The 15,934-nt window shown below is 65.7% G+C and carries 15 protein-coding genes and 2 pseudogenes; 10 read left to right on the forward strand and 7 right to left on the reverse strand.

What is annotated here, in order from left to right:
- Nucleotides 1-477 precede the first annotated feature (477 nt).
- The 10 genes and pseudogenes from ACLBYD_RS29105 to ACLBYD_RS29150 all read left to right on the forward strand — a co-directional run bounded on the left by ACLBYD_RS29105 (nt 478) and on the right by ACLBYD_RS29150 (nt 10,168).
- Nucleotides 478-982: pseudogene (locus ACLBYD_RS29105) on the forward strand (general stress protein).
- 3 nt (nt 983-985) lie between these two features.
- Nucleotides 986-2,869, forward strand: a complete 1,884-nt coding sequence (dnaK, locus tag ACLBYD_RS29110; protein ID WP_447819170.1) for a molecular chaperone DnaK — start codon at nt 986-988, stop codon at nt 2,867-2,869.
- Between the two features lie 8 nt (nt 2,870-2,877).
- On the forward strand, nt 2,878-3,426 hold the full coding sequence (locus ACLBYD_RS29115; protein ID WP_447819171.1) for a nucleotide exchange factor GrpE: 549 nt from the start codon (nt 2,878-2,880) through the stop codon (nt 3,424-3,426).
- 6 nt (nt 3,427-3,432) lie between these two features.
- Nucleotides 3,433-4,344: a DnaJ C-terminal domain-containing protein gene (locus tag ACLBYD_RS29120; RefSeq protein ID WP_447819172.1), complete on the forward strand. Its 912-nt coding sequence runs from the start codon at nt 3,433-3,435 to the stop codon at nt 4,342-4,344.
- Nucleotides 4,341-4,670: a chaperone modulator CbpM gene (locus ACLBYD_RS29125; protein ID WP_447819173.1), complete on the forward strand. Its 330-nt coding sequence runs from the start codon at nt 4,341-4,343 to the stop codon at nt 4,668-4,670. The genes ACLBYD_RS29120 and ACLBYD_RS29125 overlap by 4 nt, the downstream gene beginning before the upstream one ends.
- Nucleotides 4,652-7,285, forward strand: a complete 2,634-nt coding sequence (gene clpB, locus ACLBYD_RS29130; RefSeq protein WP_447819174.1) for an ATP-dependent chaperone ClpB — start codon at nt 4,652-4,654, stop codon at nt 7,283-7,285. Before ACLBYD_RS29125 ends, clpB begins: the two co-directional genes overlap by 19 nt.
- Before the next feature lie 14 nt (nt 7,286-7,299).
- Complete coding sequence (gene trxA, locus ACLBYD_RS29135; RefSeq protein ID WP_447819175.1) at nt 7,300-7,752, forward strand: thioredoxin; 453 nt, start codon at nt 7,300-7,302, stop codon at nt 7,750-7,752.
- Complete coding sequence (locus ACLBYD_RS29140; protein WP_447819176.1) at nt 7,749-8,015, forward strand: UBP-type zinc finger domain-containing protein; 267 nt, start codon at nt 7,749-7,751, stop codon at nt 8,013-8,015. The genes trxA and ACLBYD_RS29140 overlap by 4 nt, the downstream gene beginning before the upstream one ends.
- Nucleotides 7,993-9,714 carry an FAD-dependent oxidoreductase gene (locus ACLBYD_RS29145; protein WP_447819177.1) on the forward strand — a complete coding sequence of 574 codons (1,722 nt, stop codon included), beginning with the start codon at nt 7,993-7,995 and terminating at the stop codon, nt 9,712-9,714. Before ACLBYD_RS29140 ends, ACLBYD_RS29145 begins: the two co-directional genes overlap by 23 nt.
- A gap of 13 nt (nt 9,715-9,727) precedes the next feature.
- Entirely contained in the window at nt 9,728-10,168 is a 441-nt protein-coding gene (locus ACLBYD_RS29150) for a DUF1931 family protein (protein WP_447819181.1), read from the forward strand.
- A gap of 173 nt (nt 10,169-10,341) precedes the next feature.
- Here ACLBYD_RS29150 and ACLBYD_RS29155 read toward each other — a convergent pair.
- From ACLBYD_RS29155 to ACLBYD_RS29185, 7 genes and pseudogenes are all read right to left on the reverse strand, one after another.
- Nucleotides 10,342-11,025 (reverse strand): annotated as a pseudogene (locus tag ACLBYD_RS29155) (helix-turn-helix domain-containing protein); the annotation flags it as partial.
- A 357-nt stretch (nt 11,026-11,382) separates the two neighbouring features.
- On the reverse strand, nt 11,383-11,640 hold the full coding sequence (locus ACLBYD_RS29160; RefSeq protein ID WP_447819178.1) for a Txe/YoeB family addiction module toxin: 258 nt from the start codon (nt 11,638-11,640) through the stop codon (nt 11,383-11,385).
- A gap of 1 nt (nt 11,641) precedes the next feature.
- On the reverse strand, nt 11,642-11,899 hold the full coding sequence (locus tag ACLBYD_RS29165) for a type II toxin-antitoxin system Phd/YefM family antitoxin (protein WP_447819179.1): 258 nt from the start codon (nt 11,897-11,899) through the stop codon (nt 11,642-11,644).
- 1,342 nt (nt 11,900-13,241) lie between these two features.
- Nucleotides 13,242-13,661, reverse strand: a complete 420-nt coding sequence (locus tag ACLBYD_RS29170; protein WP_447819180.1) for an ArsR/SmtB family transcription factor — start codon at nt 13,659-13,661, stop codon at nt 13,242-13,244.
- Between the two features lie 144 nt (nt 13,662-13,805).
- Nucleotides 13,806-14,498, reverse strand: coding sequence for an urea ABC transporter ATP-binding subunit UrtE (gene urtE, locus ACLBYD_RS29175; RefSeq protein WP_447818061.1), 693 nt, complete (start codon nt 14,496-14,498; stop codon nt 13,806-13,808).
- Nucleotides 14,498-15,280, reverse strand: coding sequence for an urea ABC transporter ATP-binding protein UrtD (urtD, locus tag ACLBYD_RS29180; protein ID WP_447818057.1), 783 nt, complete (start codon nt 15,278-15,280; stop codon nt 14,498-14,500). Before urtD ends, urtE begins: the two co-directional genes overlap by 1 nt.
- The coding region (locus ACLBYD_RS29185; protein ID WP_447818058.1) for a branched-chain amino acid ABC transporter permease at nt 15,277-15,934 on the reverse strand (658 nt) is incomplete at its 5' end. The genes urtD and ACLBYD_RS29185, both read right to left, overlap by 4 nt.

Raw genomic sequence — 15,934 nt, forward strand, 5'->3', positions numbered from 1 at the left:
ACGCCGCAACCGGTCGGCGTGTCGGCCAGAACGGGCAAAGGTTCACGGGTGCGGCACTAGCTAGTCGTTCCATCGCCGAGCACCTGATCCTGTACGTGAGGATGAAGGAGCTGCTATTCCCAGCGCTCCGCGACTGTATTGTCATGGCAGAAACGGCCTCCCCCTTTCGACTGACCGCGACCTTGTTATTGACCTCATCGACTGGGAGAATGCTGGGTAGCGGAGTTCTACTCGTGGAAGCACCGGAGTAGTGGCTACTGCCCGGAGTGCACGTGCTGGCCGCCTCGAGCGGGCGGGCGGATATCTGTGTCCCGGGGGACGCTACCGTCTCCCGTTTCTGTCGGCGCTCCCAGGCGGATGAAGAACTTTCATGCGGTTGAGCCTCCGTGAGCTGAACCGGTCAACCGACCGGCCGGACGCCGCACTGGGTACGCGCGGGCTCGGCAAACCTCAAGTCATCGACGCCTAGGGGGCGTGATGTCAGAGTCCAGTGGCGGAACCTCCGCCGTAAGCCCACACCCACCTGCCCGCCAGGTAATAGCAACGTTCGACATCTACGCCGACGCCGAGAGCGCCGTTGACTATCTCTCCGACCAGCATTTGACGGTGGACAAGTTAGCCACCGTCGGACGTGATCTCGAGCTGGCCGAACAGGTCCTCGGCAGGCTGAACTACGGCTGGGCCGCGTTGCGCGGTGCCGCCGCGGGCGCGTTGAGGGGCGCACTGTTCGGCTGGGTCTTCGGATTACTCGACTGGGTCCGGCCGCTGCTCGCGACCCTCACGCTCGCCTTCTACGGGGCTGATCTTCGGTGCCGTGGTCGGCGCCCTGCTTGGCCTGCTGATGTCTGCGCTGCACGGTGGCCGGCGTGATTTCACCTCAATCCAGTCCTTACAACCACGTCACTTTGAAGTCCTCGTCGACGTCGAGGTCGCGGACGAAGCCGTTCGCCTTCTCACCGGCCGGACCGATCGAAAGGAATGAGTCATGGCAACCGCGGTAGGCATCGACCTGGGCACCACCAACTCGGTCATCGCAAGTTGGCAGGGGGGCGAACCGGTGGTGATCTCCAATGTCGAGGGTGCGCGGACGACGCCGTCGGTGGTGGCGTTCACCGAGAGCGGCGAACGCCTGGTGGGTCAGCTCGCCCGACGGCAGGCGATCCTGAACCCCAAGGGCACGATTTACTCGGCGAAACGCTTCATCGGACGTCATTTCGACGAGATCTCCGAGGAGGCCAAAGCGGTCAGCTTCGACGTCGTACCGGGTGACAACGGGGAGGCACGATTCGACGTGCGGGGCAAGAAATACGCGCCGGAGGAGATCAGCGCCCTTGTGCTGCGCAAACTCGTCGACGACGCGAGCAAGTTCCTCGGTGAAAAGGTCAAGGAAGCGGTCATCACCGTACCCGCCTACTTCAACGACGCGCAGCGCAACGCCACCAAGGACGCCGGCCGGATCGCGGGCCTCGAGGTTTTGCGGATCATCAACGAGCCGACCGCGGCAGCTTTGGCGTACGGGATGGACAAGCAGACCCACGAGACCGTACTGGTCTTCGACCTCGGCGGCGGCACCTTCGATGTGAGCCTGCTCGACGTCGGCGAGGGAGTGGTCGAGGTTCGTTCCACGGCCGGTGACTCCCACCTCGGCGGCGACGACTTCGACCGACGTCTGGTGGACTACCTCGCCGACGAGTTCCAACGGGCGGAGAACATCGATCTGCGCAAGGATCCGCAGGCGTTGCAGCGCCTCTTCGAGGCGGCGGAGAAGGCCAAGGTCGAGTTGTCCTCGGTGACTCAGGCCCAGGTCAACTTGCCCTTCGTCACCGCTGACGCGAGCGGTCCGAAGCATCTCACCACCACGATCATGCGATCGAAATTCGAGGATCTGACGGTGGATCTGGTGGAACGCTGCCTCGACCCGGTGAAGCAGGCGATGAGTGACGCCAAGGTCACCGCCAACGACATCGACGAGGTGATTCTCGTCGGTGGTTCGACCCGTATTCCGGCGGTGCAGGCGTTGGTGCGTCGGCTCACCGGCGGCAAGGACCCCAACATGAGCGTCAACCCGGACGAGGTCGTGGCGCTCGGTGCCGCCGTCCAGGCGGGCGTACTCAAGGGCGAGGTCTCCGATGTGCTGTTGCTCGATGTCACCCCGCTGTCCCTCGGCGTCGAGACCCAGGGCGGGGTGATGACCAAGATCATCGAGCGCAACACGACGATCCCCGCCCGGCGCAGCGAAGTGTTCTCCACGGCGGAAGACAATCAATCCGCCGTGGACGTCGTGGTCCTGCAGGGCGAACGCGAACGGGCCGCTGACAACCGGGTGCTGGGCAGGTTTCGGCTGGAAGACATCCGCCCCGCGCCACGCGGCGAGGCCCAGGTCGAAGTCACGTTCGATATCGACGCGAACGGCATCCTCAATGTCAACGCCCGTGACAAGGACACCGGCAAGGAGCAGAGCATCACGATCAGTGAGCAGGGCAACCTGGACCAGAGTGAGGTCGAGCGCATGCTCGCCGAGGCCGAGCGGAATCGGGGTGAGGACGAGGCGCTGCGCAAGGCGGTCGACGCGCGCAACGCGCTCGATTCGGTTGCATATCAAGTGGAACGGCGACTCGCCGAACTCGGGGACAGTGCGCCACCGCACGACAAGGCCCGCGCTGAGATGCTGATCGCAGACGCTAGGAAGGCCGTGAAGGACGGTGCTGCACCCGCGGAGGTAGAGCCACTGACCGCGGAGCTGCAGCAGCTGCTCTACGGGCTCGCACCCGTCCCCGCCGGCGGCGGCGACGGGCACCAGGCCGGCGGCGAAGGCGACGCTGCGTCGGATGACGACGACGTGATCGACGCCGAATTCGATCGAAGCTGAGGCACACGATGGACAGGTCTGCAGAGCATTCGACGACCGGGCCGGCTACCGACGGGGATCCGACCGAGACGGCGCCTGATCGCAGCGACACCGATCGCACCGACACGCCTGATCGCACCGACACGGGGGCCGAGCTGGCTCAACTCGAGGACCGCTGGCGCAGGGCGCTGGCCGATCTGGACAACCTGCGCAAGCGGTATGCCAGGGATCTGGACCGTGAACGCGCCGCGGAGGTGGCGAAGGTGTCCGCGGCGTGGCTGCCGGTACTGGACAATTTGGAGCTCGCGCTGGCCCATGCGGGCAGTGATCCCCAAGCCGTCGTCGAGGGTGTGAAGGCTATCCGGGATCAGGCGGTGCAGGTGCTGTCACGGTTCGGCTTCGAACGCCACGACGAGGTCGGTGTGCCGTTCTCCCCGGAGCTGCACGAAGTGGTCAGTGTGGTAGCCGAACCCGAACTTCCCTCCGGGACCGTGATCAAGGTCTTGCGCCCGGGCTATGGAGAGGACGGGCGGCAGTTGCGTCCCGCCGCGGTGGTCGTCAGCCGCCCCGAGGGGTGAGCACCGATGGCGCGTGACTACTACGAAGCGCTCGGCGTCCCGCGGGACGCCGGCACCGACGAAATCCAGCAGGCCTACCGCAAGCTGGCCCGCAAGTATCACCCCGACGTCAACAAGGACCCTACTGCGGAGGACAAGTTCAAGGAGGCCAACGAGGCCTACCAGGTGCTGGCCGACCCGGACACCCGCAAACGCTACGACCGATTCGGTGAGGACTTCCGGCGGGTGCCCGAGGACTACGACGAACGGGTCCAGGCCACCGCCGGTGGGTACGGCGGTGCGCGCGGGGGCAGAAGGGTGCACTTCGGTCACGGTGTCGGTGGCGAAGGCGCCGTCGACTTCGAGGACCTCTTCGGGCAGATGTTCGGCGGCGGCGGCGGGTATGGGCCGATTCCCGGCGCCGATCAGGAAGCGGAACTGGAACTGACCCTGGAAGAGGCGTATCGGGGCGGCAGACGCACTCTCAGACTGGACGGACGGCAGTACGACGTCGACATTCCGGCCGGTGTCCTGGACGGCCAGAGGATCCGGCTGGCCGGGCAAGGCGGCCGGAGCAACGGCGACGCGCCGCCCGGGGATCTATACCTCGTGGTGCGGATCAAGCCGCATTCCCGGTTCCGGATACAGGGCCGGGATATCTACGTCGACCTGCCCGTATCGCCGTGGGAGGCGGTCCTCGGGTCGACCGTCGTCGTTCCTACCCCGGGTGGCGAGGCGAAAGTCAAAGTGGTGCCGGGCTCGTCGACGGGCAGGAAGCTGCGTCTACGCGGAGAAGGTATGCCCAATCCGCGGGGTGCCAACGGCAACCTCTACGCCGAGATCAAGGTGATGGTGCCGTCGAAACCGACAGCACGTGAGCGCGAGTTGTTCGAGCAGTTGGCCGCCGAGTCGAACTTCGATCCTAGGAAGAAGCCATGAGTACCCCGACCCCGGGCACCCAGTACGTATTGGTTCGCCGTGCCGGATTGTCGTCAGACGCCTTCGCCGAACGAACCGGGCTGCACCCCGACCTGATACGAAAATTTGTCACTCTCGGCCTGCTCGACGCACGCCGCGACACCGGCGGCGAGATGTCGTTCGAACCATCCGAAGTGGCCCACGCCGCCCGCATCCAACGGTTGCGGACCGGTCTGGGCCTGAACTACTCGGCAATCGGGCTGGTGCTCGATCTGCTGGATCGAATCGAGAATCTCGAAGCAGCGTCCCGCGGAAGGAGGACACCCCCATGGACACCGGCAGCCTGACTGAAAGGTCACGAGAAGCCCTGCAGGAAGCCCAGAACATCGCGACCAGAATGGGCCACACCGAGGTCGACGGAGAGCATCTGCTGCTTGCGTTGGTCGATCAGCAGGACGGGCTGGTACCCCGACTGCTCGAGCAGGCCGGCGCGAATGTCGACGCCCTACGCTCCGATCTGGAGCGTGAACTCTCGCGTCGGCCGAAGGTCAGCGGCCCCGGCGCGACGCCCGGTCAGGTGATGATCACCCAGCGCCTGGCCAAGCTGCTCGACGCCGCGGAACGGGAGGCGAAGCGACTGAAAGATTCCTACGTGTCGGTGGAGCATCTCGTGATGGCCCTCTCCGAGGAGGGGTCGGCCAGTGCGGCCGGACGGGTCCTCGCCAGTCATGGGGTCACACGAGACGCCTTCCTCACGGCGCTGACGAAAGTGCGCGGCAATCAGCGCGTCACCTCGGCCACCCCGGAGGGGGCGTACGAGGCGCTCGAGAAGTACGGACGCGACCTCGTCTCCGAGGGGCGAGCAGGCAAACTCGATCCGGTCATCGGCCGCGATGCCGAGATCCGCAGGGTAACGCAGATCCTGAGCCGGAAGACGAAGAACAATCCGGTGCTGATCGGCGACCCCGGCGTCGGCAAGACCGCGATCGTCGAGGGCCTCGCCCAGCGGATCGTCCGCGGCGACGTGCCCGAGGGCCTACGCGACAAGACGATCTTCTCGCTCGACATGGGTTCCCTGGTAGCCGGCGCAAAGTACCGCGGCGAGTTCGAGGAGCGACTGCAGGCGGTGCTGTCCGAGGTGAAAGCGGCCGAGGGGCACATCCTGCTGTTCGTCGACGAGTTACACACAGTTGTCGGCGCGGGATCGGTCGGCGGCGAGGGGTCTCTCGACGCCGGCAACATGCTCAAGCCGATGCTCGCCCGCGGCGAACTGCACATGATTGGTGCCACTACCCTCGACGAGTATCGCAAGCACATCGAATCCGATGCGGCACTGGAGCGTCGATTCCAGACCGTTCTCGTCGACGAGCCTGGGATCGAGGATGCGATCTCGATTCTGCGCGGACTTCGAGAACGCCTCGAAGTGTTTCACGGCGTGAAGATTCAGGACGGTGCACTGGTGGCCGCCGTGACCCTCTCACACCGGTACATCACCGACCGCTTCCTGCCGGACAAGGCGATCGATCTGGTGGACGAGGCATGCGCTCGGCTACGCACCGAAATCGATTCGATGCCCGCCGAACTCGACGAGCTCACCCGGAAAGTGACCCGCCTGGAAATCGAAGAGGCCGCGCTGTCCAAGGAAACGGACGCGGCCAGCAAGACGCGCCTCGACGAATTGCGGAAAGAGCTGGCCGACCTGCGAGCCGAGGCCGACGCCCGGCACGCGCAGTGGGAGGCGGAGCGCCAAGCGATCCGGCGGGTGCAGCAGCTACGGGGAGAGCTGGAACGATTGCGCCACGAGGCCGAGGAGGCGGAGCGCAACTACGACCTCAATCGGGCCGCAGAATTGCGATACGGCGAGATCACCGAGCTCGAACGCAGGCTCGCGGCGGCGGAGGAGCAACTGTCCACCAGGCAAGGCCGGAATCCGTTGCTGCGTGAGGTGGTCACCGAAGACGAGATCGCCGAGATCGTGGCCGCATGGACGGGTATCCCGGTCGCCCGGTTGCAGGAAGGTGAGCGGGAGAAGCTGTTGAAGCTCGACGAGATTCTGCACGAGCGGGTCGTCGGTCAGGACGAGGCGGTGCAGTTGGTCGCGGACGCGGTGATCCGGGCGAGGTCCGGTATCCGTGACCCGCGCCGGCCGATCGGTTCGTTCATCTTCCTGGGTCCGACGGGCGTCGGGAAGACCGAGCTCGCAAAGACACTGGCCAGTGCCCTCTTCGACAGCGAAGACAACATGGTGCGCCTGGACATGAGCGAGTACCAGGAGCGGCACACGGTGAGCAGGCTCATCGGTGCGCCCCCCGGGTACGTCGGGTACGACGAGGGGGGCCAGCTCACCGAGGCGGTGCGCCGCAAGCCGTACTCCGTGGTGCTCTTCGACGAGATCGAGAAGGCCCACGCCGACGTCTTCAATACCCTGCTGCAGGTGCTCGACGACGGTCGGATCACCGATTCTCAAGGCAGGCAGGTCGACTTCCGGAACACGGTGATCATCATGACCTCCAACATCGGATCCCAGCATCTCCTCGACGGAGTCACAGCCGACGGCGAGATCAAGCCGGACGCCCGGGAACGGGTGCTGGCGGAACTGCGTGGGCACTTCCGTCCCGAGTTCCTCAACCGGGTCGACGACATCGTGTTGTTCACCCCGCTCACGCTGCCCCAGATCGAGCACATCGTCGAACTGCAACTCACCGACCTCCGGAACAGGTTGTCGGAGCGGCAGATACACCTCGATATCACGCCGGAAGCGCGCCGACTCATCGCCGAACACGGTTTCGACCCGGTCTACGGTGCGCGGCCACTGCGCAGGTACATCGCCCATGAGGTCGAAACCAGGATCGGTCGTGCGTTGTTGCGCGGCGAAATCGAACCGGGTGGCACCATCGATGTCACGGTGGACGGCGGCGAACTCGCCGTCGCATATGCGGAACCCGCCGTCGCGGCGCCCTGAGAAGAGGTGTCGTCATGGGATCCGACAAGGTGAAGTGCCCGCACTGCGGCAAGAACAACAAGGTGCCGGCGGCCGGGGAGGGGAGACCCCGCTGCGGGAATTGCCATGAGCCGCTGCCCTGGATCGCCTCGGCAGGGGACGGTGACTTCGCGGAGGTCGCCGAGAAATCCTCCGTGCATGTACTCGTTGACCTCTGGGCGACGTGGTGCGCTCCGTGCCGCATGGTCAGCCCGGCGCTCGAGCAGCTCGCCACAGAACGCGCAGGTCAGATCAAGCTGGTCAAGGTCGACGTGGATGCTGCGCCCCAGACAGCCGAACGTTTCACAGTCCGTGCCGTACCGACGCTGCTGGTGATGGACCGCGGTGAGGTCCTCGCTCGTCAGGCGGGCGCCGCTCCGGTACCGGCGTTGCGCACGTGGCTCGACCAGGCGCTCTCGGAAAAAGCAGGCGAGGAGGCGAACTCATGACTTCTGTTCACGCGGACCCACATGTGACCGCGATCCGAGCCGTGGTGCCCCGTACTCCGCAGGGTTGCGAGGAGTGTCTTCGCCTCGGTACCCCGTGGGTACATCTGAGGCTGTGCCTGACGTGCGGACACGTCGGTTGTTGCGACTCCTCGCCGGGCAAGCATGCGAGCGCGCACGCCCACACCATCGGCCATCCGATCGTCCAGTCGATGGAACCCGGCGAGGATTGGCGGTGGTGTTATGTCGACCGGAACTTCGTCTGAGGACGCCACACCTGCCCGCGACATCCCCCCGGTCGACGACGAGACCCCGGACGCGGTCGGAGCATTCCCGCGGCTGACGGACGACCAGGTCGCGACGCTCGAGGTCGGCGGCACGCGTCGATTGGTTCACGCCGGCGAGGTACTGATCCGCGAGGGCGCGCCCAGCAACGACTTCTTCGTCATCCTCACCGGCAAGGTCGCGATCATCGACGAGGGCGACGGCGAACGCCGGATACTGCGCCTGCACGGTCCCGGCCGCTTCCTGGGCGAGCTCGGACTGATGGAAGGCCAGGTGGCGTTCTTCACCGCCGAGGCGATCGAGGACGGGGAGGTCCTCGACGTTCTCGCCGAGCGGGTGCATGAGCTGGTGGCCCACGATCTTGTGCTCAGTGATCTGATCCTGCGCGCCTACCTGGTCCGCCGGCACCTGCTGATCGGGCTCGGATCGGGGTTCCGGATCATCGGCTCCTGCTATTCCCCGGACACGTTGCGGCTTCGCGAATTCGCGATGCGCAACCGACTACCGCACCGGTGGATCGATCTGGAGCAGGACCATCGGGCGGAGCAGCTGCTGCGCAGCCTGGATATCGCCCCCGAGGACACCCCGGTCGTGATCTGGCAGGGCGAGAAAGTGCTGCGAAATCCGACGAACGCCGAACTCGCCCGCATCGTCGGGCTTCCGGTCCCGGACTCGGTCCCGAAGGCGGCGCAAGATGTGTGCGACCTCGTCGTCGTGGGCGCCGGACCGGCCGGTCTGGCCGCGTCCGTGTACGGCGCCTCCGACGGGTTGACCACCGTGACACTGGAGTCGCTCGCCGCCGGGGGCCAAGCCAGTACCTCCTCCCGGATCGAGAATTACCTGGGCTTCCCGGCAGGGATCTCCGGCGCCGAATTGGCCGAGCGCGCCGTGATCCAGGCCGGGAAGTTCGGCGCCCGCCTCCTAGTGTCGGCGGACGTCGCCGGGCTCAGCTTCGAGAACGGGAACCACGTGCTCTGGCTGACCGACGGCGGCGCGGTCCGCGCCCGGGCCGCGGTGCTCGCCACCGGCGCCCGATACCGCAAGTTGGCAGTTCCGGGGATCGAGGCACTGGAGGGAACAAGCGTGTACTACGCCGCAACCCATCAGGAAGCGCGGATGTGCGGCACCGACCCGGTGGTCATTGTCGGCGGCGGAAACTCCGCCGGCCAGGCCACCGTGTTCCTCGCCGACCATGTCTCCCACGTCCACCTGCTCATCCGCGGCGACGACCTCGGAAAGAGCATGTCCCGATACCTGGTCGACCAAATCGAGCGCCACCCGCGCGTCACCGTGCACCGGAACACCGAGATTCGTCAGGTCCACGGCGAAAAATACCTCGATGCAATCGTGGTCGAGGACAGTCGCACGGGCGAACAGGACACGATCGGGGTGCACGCCCTGTTCGTCTTCATCGGGGCGACGCCGCACACCCGGTGGTTGGCCGACGCGATCGCACTCGACGACCACGGCTTCATCCTCACCGGCATGGACGCGGTCCACACCCGAGGGGACGGCAACCGGCCGATCGGCGCCGGGCTGTCGAGGACACTCGAAACAAGCCGGCCCGGCCTGTTCGCGGCGGGCGACGTCCGCCGCGGCTCGGTGAAACGAGTCGCATCCGCCGTCGGTGAAGGAGCGATGGCGGTACACCAAATCCATGAATACTTCGAAAGGAGCTGACGACATGCCAGTGATGGGCACCGTCAAATTCCAGCGATTCTTCCGGGCAGCGGCTGGACTGCAGGTCGACCGGAACGACCTCAAACGCTATACGGATTTCATCGACGACAAGATCTACGATCTGATCCTCACCGGCAAAGACTCGGCAAAGGCCAACCTGCGGGACGTGATCGAACCGTGGGACCTGCCGATCACCAAGGGGCTGCAGGAGAGCATCCACCGGTTCGAGAAACTGGACGAAGAAATCGAACTACAGCCCCTGCTCGACCAACTCACCGCCCGGCCACCGTTGGACGTCGTCCTCTCCGAAGAGACCGAGCGGCGACTGCCGCTGGTTGCCGGAGGCCTGAGCGTGGCGCTGGCGCATACCTTCGCGACGGTCGAGCCGGACCGCAAGAACCCCGGCGCTGCCGAATGGAGCGTCGCCTTCGGCGTCTTCCATCTCCTGCTCTGACCAGTCAATTACGCAGTACCGCAACAAATCCGCTCCGCCGTCACTACCTTGCTTCGGTGACAGAGTGGCGCAGACGGTGGTCGCGTTGGTGTGGCCGGATCGATCAGTAGTGGAGTCTGCGGCACAGCAGTCAGCCATCCGGTCGGTCACTGAGAACTTCTCCTCTCCGACGTAGTCACCACCCGATGGATGTGCACGATGCCGTGAGCGGCGAAGAACACTCGCGCCCGGTGCATGAACCCGATTGCCGTGGCGGCCTTCTCGTCGGTGAGCGCCTCGGTATAGGCGAGGCGGGAGAACCCGTCGACCGCCGAATGCAGATACACGTAGCCGGCGCGGGCACCGGCGGTCTTGGCGCGGTCGACCTTCTCGGCCTGGTCGCTGCCCCGGCCGTGGACACGCCAGCCGCCTCCGTCGGGGATCCGGACGACCTTCTTGATGTCGACATGCACCATATGACCGGGCCGGCGGGCGATGATCCGGCGTGGCTGGCGGTTGTTCTCGCCGTTCGGGTCAAGGAACCTGCGCCGGTTCAAGCCGAGGTGAGCGAGGTGCCGGCTGACGGTGCGCACCGAGATGGTGACCCCGTCGGCGGCGAGTTCGTGCGCGATACGAGCCGCGGACCACTTACGGCTCCGCCGCAGGGTCTCGATCCGTGCCACCGTCTCGGCCGGAGTCGCGGTGGGCTGGTGATGCGGAACGCTGGGCCGGTCGAGCAGGCCGAGTTCACCGTGTTCGCGGTAGCGGGCCATCCACTTGCTGGCGCAGGCCCGGGAAATCCCCATCTCGGCGGCGACATGGGACAGCGGACGAGTCTGGCACCGCTGCACGAGACGGCGGCGACCTTCGACGGACAGCGGGGCGCCTGCGGTGGAGCACGGACGGGTTCTTTCGTTCGGCGGATGAGTTGGTGGTACTTCCCATCCTGCCGCCGGAAGACCCGTCCGCCTTCGTCAGCCCCTGGTGGTGTCTACAACGTCGTGACCCGCAACACCTAGGCGATCCGGCACGGTCTCCTCGACCTCGACCTCGACCTCGACGCCGCGTCGGAAGCAAGCGCGAGGGTCAGCCTAGGGATGGCATCGAAAGTGCGCCCGGCGTAGTCGATGCGTTCGTTGCGGTGACCGCCGGTGCCGGGAACCAGTAGATCCACGGACAGAGGAGTGTCGTCCCTGCACCTGGCAGCGGTCGTCTATGCAGGGAAAGGCCGTCAATCATCCGTAGTGGTACCGACAGGCGGCGACGCGGACCTCTGTGTCGGTCACCTTGTAAACAAGCCGGTGCTCGTCGGTGATCCGTCTGGACCAATACCCGGCGAAGTCGTACTTGAGAGGTTCGGGTTTGCCGATTCCCTCATTGCCGTTGCGCTGGATGTCGACCAGTAGGGTGTTGATTCTCTTGAGGATCTTTCGGTCCTGCTGTTGCCACCACAGGTAGTCCTGCCACCCGTTCTCGTCCCAAACCAACAGCATGTCAGTCGACGTCGAGGAGATTGTGCGACTGGCCGCGGCCGGCCTCGAGCCTTTCCATTGCGTCCAAGAGACGACGAGCGTTGGCGGGGGAGCGCATCAGGTGGGCGGTCTCCCGCAGGGACTCGTAGTCGTCGAGGGAGACCATGACCACGGGTTCGTGGCCGGCACGAGTGATAATGACTTCCTCGCGGTCGTTGGTCACTGCGTCGAGGACCTCGGCGTAGCGTGCCCGCGATTCGGTGTAACTCATAGTTTTCACCTTGCACCTCCTGTACATAGAAGCGTACAGGAGGTCTGCGGGGCAGGCAATGGCGGCCAGTGCAGTCGTCGCCGGCGTAAAGTGCCGCCTCTTGGGTGATCTGCGCGGTGCCAATATCTTGACGGGAGTCGACACCGGTTTCGGACACCGGCGGCTCGGGCAAACGCTTCAGCCGCAAGTGTCCCAAAACCGACCGTGATCGGACGCACCACTATGTCAGGCGGTGCGCGGTGCTGTGGCCGAGATGTCGTGCAGGCCATCGAAGGCCCTGTGATCTCGCAGGGACACATCGGCGTACTCGAACCGGCGTGTCGGGTCCGGTCGAAAAGTGAGCAGTTCGTCCGGGGTGGTCTCAATTCATCGTTGCAATGCGCACCTGCAAGTCTTGAGGCCGTGTCGTCATCGACTCGACGTGTCAAGAAGGGTCCCGGGCCGGCGCCCACTGGCCGCCAAACCCGGACGATTCACGAAACTGCGCGCTTGCGGATGGGGCATCCGAGCCGCCACCCAGGAGGCCGGTGTCTCACCGGCCGCACATAACTGAGCTAGCAGTTACACGGTCTACCGGGACGGTAGAGCGATCAAGACCGTCGACCCGTCCCTGCTCCCGCAACAACCGCGATGCCTGCGCCAGCTCAGTCGGCTGCCTACCGACCGTGTCGGCCAGGTCGCAGACGCACAAGTCCGGCTCGTGATGAATCTGGTGTCGGTGTTCGGTGCACGCCGGAGATTAACGACGGTCTTCGTCATCGCCAGTTGCAACACCGTCGGCATCGCCACAGAAGCTCAGAGATGTACCGCTCATAGAGCTTTCGATGGAGGATGCCCATGACCGGGGTCCCTGCAGAACGCCGCGATCGGATCGTCGAGATCTACCGTGACCGCACCGCCCACGTCGTGGCCTGGGCGGGCATCGCTTATCACCTGACCCCGTGCTGCGACGCTTCAGCCAAAGGCTCGATGGGCAGCATCGTGTGCCGGTCCTGCTCTCAACGCCGATGCGCCTGCCTGCGACGTATCCGACCCGTGGGGATTCGCCAGATGGACTGATTCGCACCTGTCCGACGAGCTCGTTGCGATTTTGACCTGTTGAGTGACCCCGGAGTCGTTCGGCAATGGCCGACCTGCGGCGATGTACCGACGGCGAATTGACGTAAGGCATCCGTTATCGGTGATGGCGATGCTGCACGTCCTACACGCACTGTGCGTACCGCCAGCAATGCTGGGTGGACGTGCCGAGAGGACCTACTCGAACTCGTTGACACAGCTCTCGACGAACCCGGTTGGATCTCGACCGCACCCCGGACCTCACATGTGGGATGGTCTGTTCGGGGATGGTTCGTCAACCACGTCGAGGCCGGCCGATGGAGGTGCCGCTAGCTGTATGAGTTCCACGACGTTGGTGATCGTGTTGATGGTGGTGGTCGTGCCCGTGGACGGCACCCATCTGGTGCAGTAACGAGTGTGTTGGGTCGTCATTGAGTCGATAGCGGACGATTCGGCCGACACGGGTGTAGGAGACCAGGCCACGTTGGCGAAGTAGTCGCAGTGCCTGCGATACAGCGGTGGGGGACATCCCGACGGCGGCGGCAAGGTCACTGACGCACAGCCCGGGTATGTGGTGCAAGCAATGCAGAATGCGCAGGCGGTTGGGTTCGGACAGCATTTCGAAGCGGGCCGACCAGCCTTCGATATCCGGTCCCTCCAGGGCGGCAGCGGCTTTCGCGGCCTCACTGGGATCGAGCGCAGAACGGTCAGTCATGCACTCTCCTCGAAACACAGACTGTATGCGTATCCACCGCGGTATCGATCCGTATGGCACGCTTCCACGTACGTTTTTGATGCCGCCGCTGGTGCAGGTGCGAACATCACTCGGTCCTCGATGTCCTTGTCTTCAAACCTGTCGTCAGATCGCCATCGCCGCACGGACGGTGGAGGTGGCGTCGACACCACCGTCACCCGTCGAGGTGATGCGCCCGGATTCGAGGACGTAGTAGTGCAGGGCGTTGTCGAGGGCGAAACCGATGTGCTGTTCGACGAGCAGCACCCCGAGGTCGCCGCTACGGCCGAGTTCGACGATGGTGTTCTCGATCTCGGCGACCACCGACGGCTGGATGCCCTCGGTGGGCTCGTCGAGGATGAGCATGCGCGGCTCGGTGATCAGCGCGCGGGCGATGGCGAGCTGCTGGCGCTGACCACCGGAGAGCAGACCCGCCCGCCGATCGAGGAGCGGGACCAGGGCGGGGAACAGGTCGAGCATGTCGGCGACCAACTGCCGGCCGTTGCGGCGCGTGTCGGCGACGACCTGCAGATTCTCACGGCAGGTGAGCTGACCGAAGGACTGCTGCCCCTGCGGGACGTAGGCCAGACCGCGGGCGACCCGCGCGGACGGTCGCAGCGATGTGATGTCCTCACCGTCGAAGAGGATCTTCCCCTTCGTCACCGGCAGCAGGCCGACGGCGGCGCGCAGCAGCGTGGTCTTGCCGGCACCGTTGTGGCCCATGACCGCGACGGTCTTGCCGGTCGGGACGGTCAGGGAGATGCCGTGCAGGATCTCGGTGCGACCGTAACCGGCGTGGACGTCGACGAGTTCGAGCATCATGCCTCCTGGGGAGCGGTGGCGGTCCCGAGGTAGACCTGCTGGACCTGCGGGTCGTTCTGGACCTGGTCGACGGTGCCGTCGGCGATGACCTTGCCGCGGGCGAGGACGGTGACAGAGGTGGCGAAGGCGCGCATGAAGTCCATGTCGTGCTCGACGACGACCACCGTGCGCTGGGCGCCGATGCGGCGCAGCAGCTGCCCGGTCTCCTCGCGTTCGTCGTGGCTCATGCCGGCGACGGGTTCGTCGAGGAGCAGCACGTCGGCGTTCTGCACGAGCAGCATGCCGATCTCGAGCCACTGCTTCTGCCCGTGGGCGAGGATGCCCGCGGGGGTGTCGCGGTGGGCGGTCAGGCCGATCGTCTCGAGCGCTTCCTCGATCTCGGGCAGCATGTTCTTGCGGCGGCGCAGCAACTGCCACGGGGAGCGGCCCGCGCCGGCGGCGATGTCGAGGTTCTGCAGGACCGACAGTTCCTCGAAGACCGAGGCGGTCTGGAAGGTGCGGCCGACACCGAGGCGCGCGATCTTGTGGGTCTTCTTGCCGAGCAGTTCGACGCCCGACTTGGTGATCGAGCCTGTCGCCGGGACCAGGCCGGTGACGGCGTCGACGAGGGTCGTCTTGCCGGCGCCGTTGGGGCCGATGAGGAACCGCAGGTCGCCTTGGAGGAGGGTGAGGTCGACGCCGTCGACGGCGGTGAAGCCGTCGAAGGTGACACGCAGGTCGCGGATCTCGAGGTAGTCGCTGCTCATTCCGGCGTTGCCGCCGTAGACGGGTTTGCTCATCGCACGGGCTCCATCTCGGGAAGGTCGGCGGGCTCGGGTTCGGCCGGGGGTGTGGGTTCGGTCGGGGTGGTGCGGCGGCGCCGGCGGAGCAAGGTGATGACTCCGGCGAGGCCGGCGGGGAAGAAGCCGACGACGACGATGAACAGCAGGCCCTGCGCGTAGGTCCAGGCCGACGGAAAGTTCTCCGACAGGGTGGTCTGCGCCCACGCCACACCCACCGCGCCGAGAACCGGGCCGAGCAGGGTGGTGCGTCCGCCGATGGCGACACCGATGAGGAACGCGATGGACGGGACGATGCCGACGTCGGCGGGGGAGATGATGCCGACGATGGGCACGAACATCGCCCCGGCGATGCCGGCGAAGAAGGCCGCGACGGTGTAGGCGGCCACCTTGATCAGCGCGGGGTCGTAGCCCAGGAAGCGGACCCGCTCCTCCTGGTCGCGGACCGCGACGAGCAGTTCGCCGTAGCGGGACTGCATGAGCTGGCGGGTCGCGGCGACGACGAGCAGCGCGATGGCGGCGACGATGAAGAACAGCATCCGCTTGTTGACCGGATCGGACAGGTCGTAGCCGAAGAAGGTGCGGAAACGGTTGAGGCCGTTGGACCCTCCGGTGGACTGCTGGCCGACGAGCAGGATCGCGAAGGCCGCGGCC

It is taken from the genome of Rhodococcus sp. C26F, assembly GCF_053345925.1.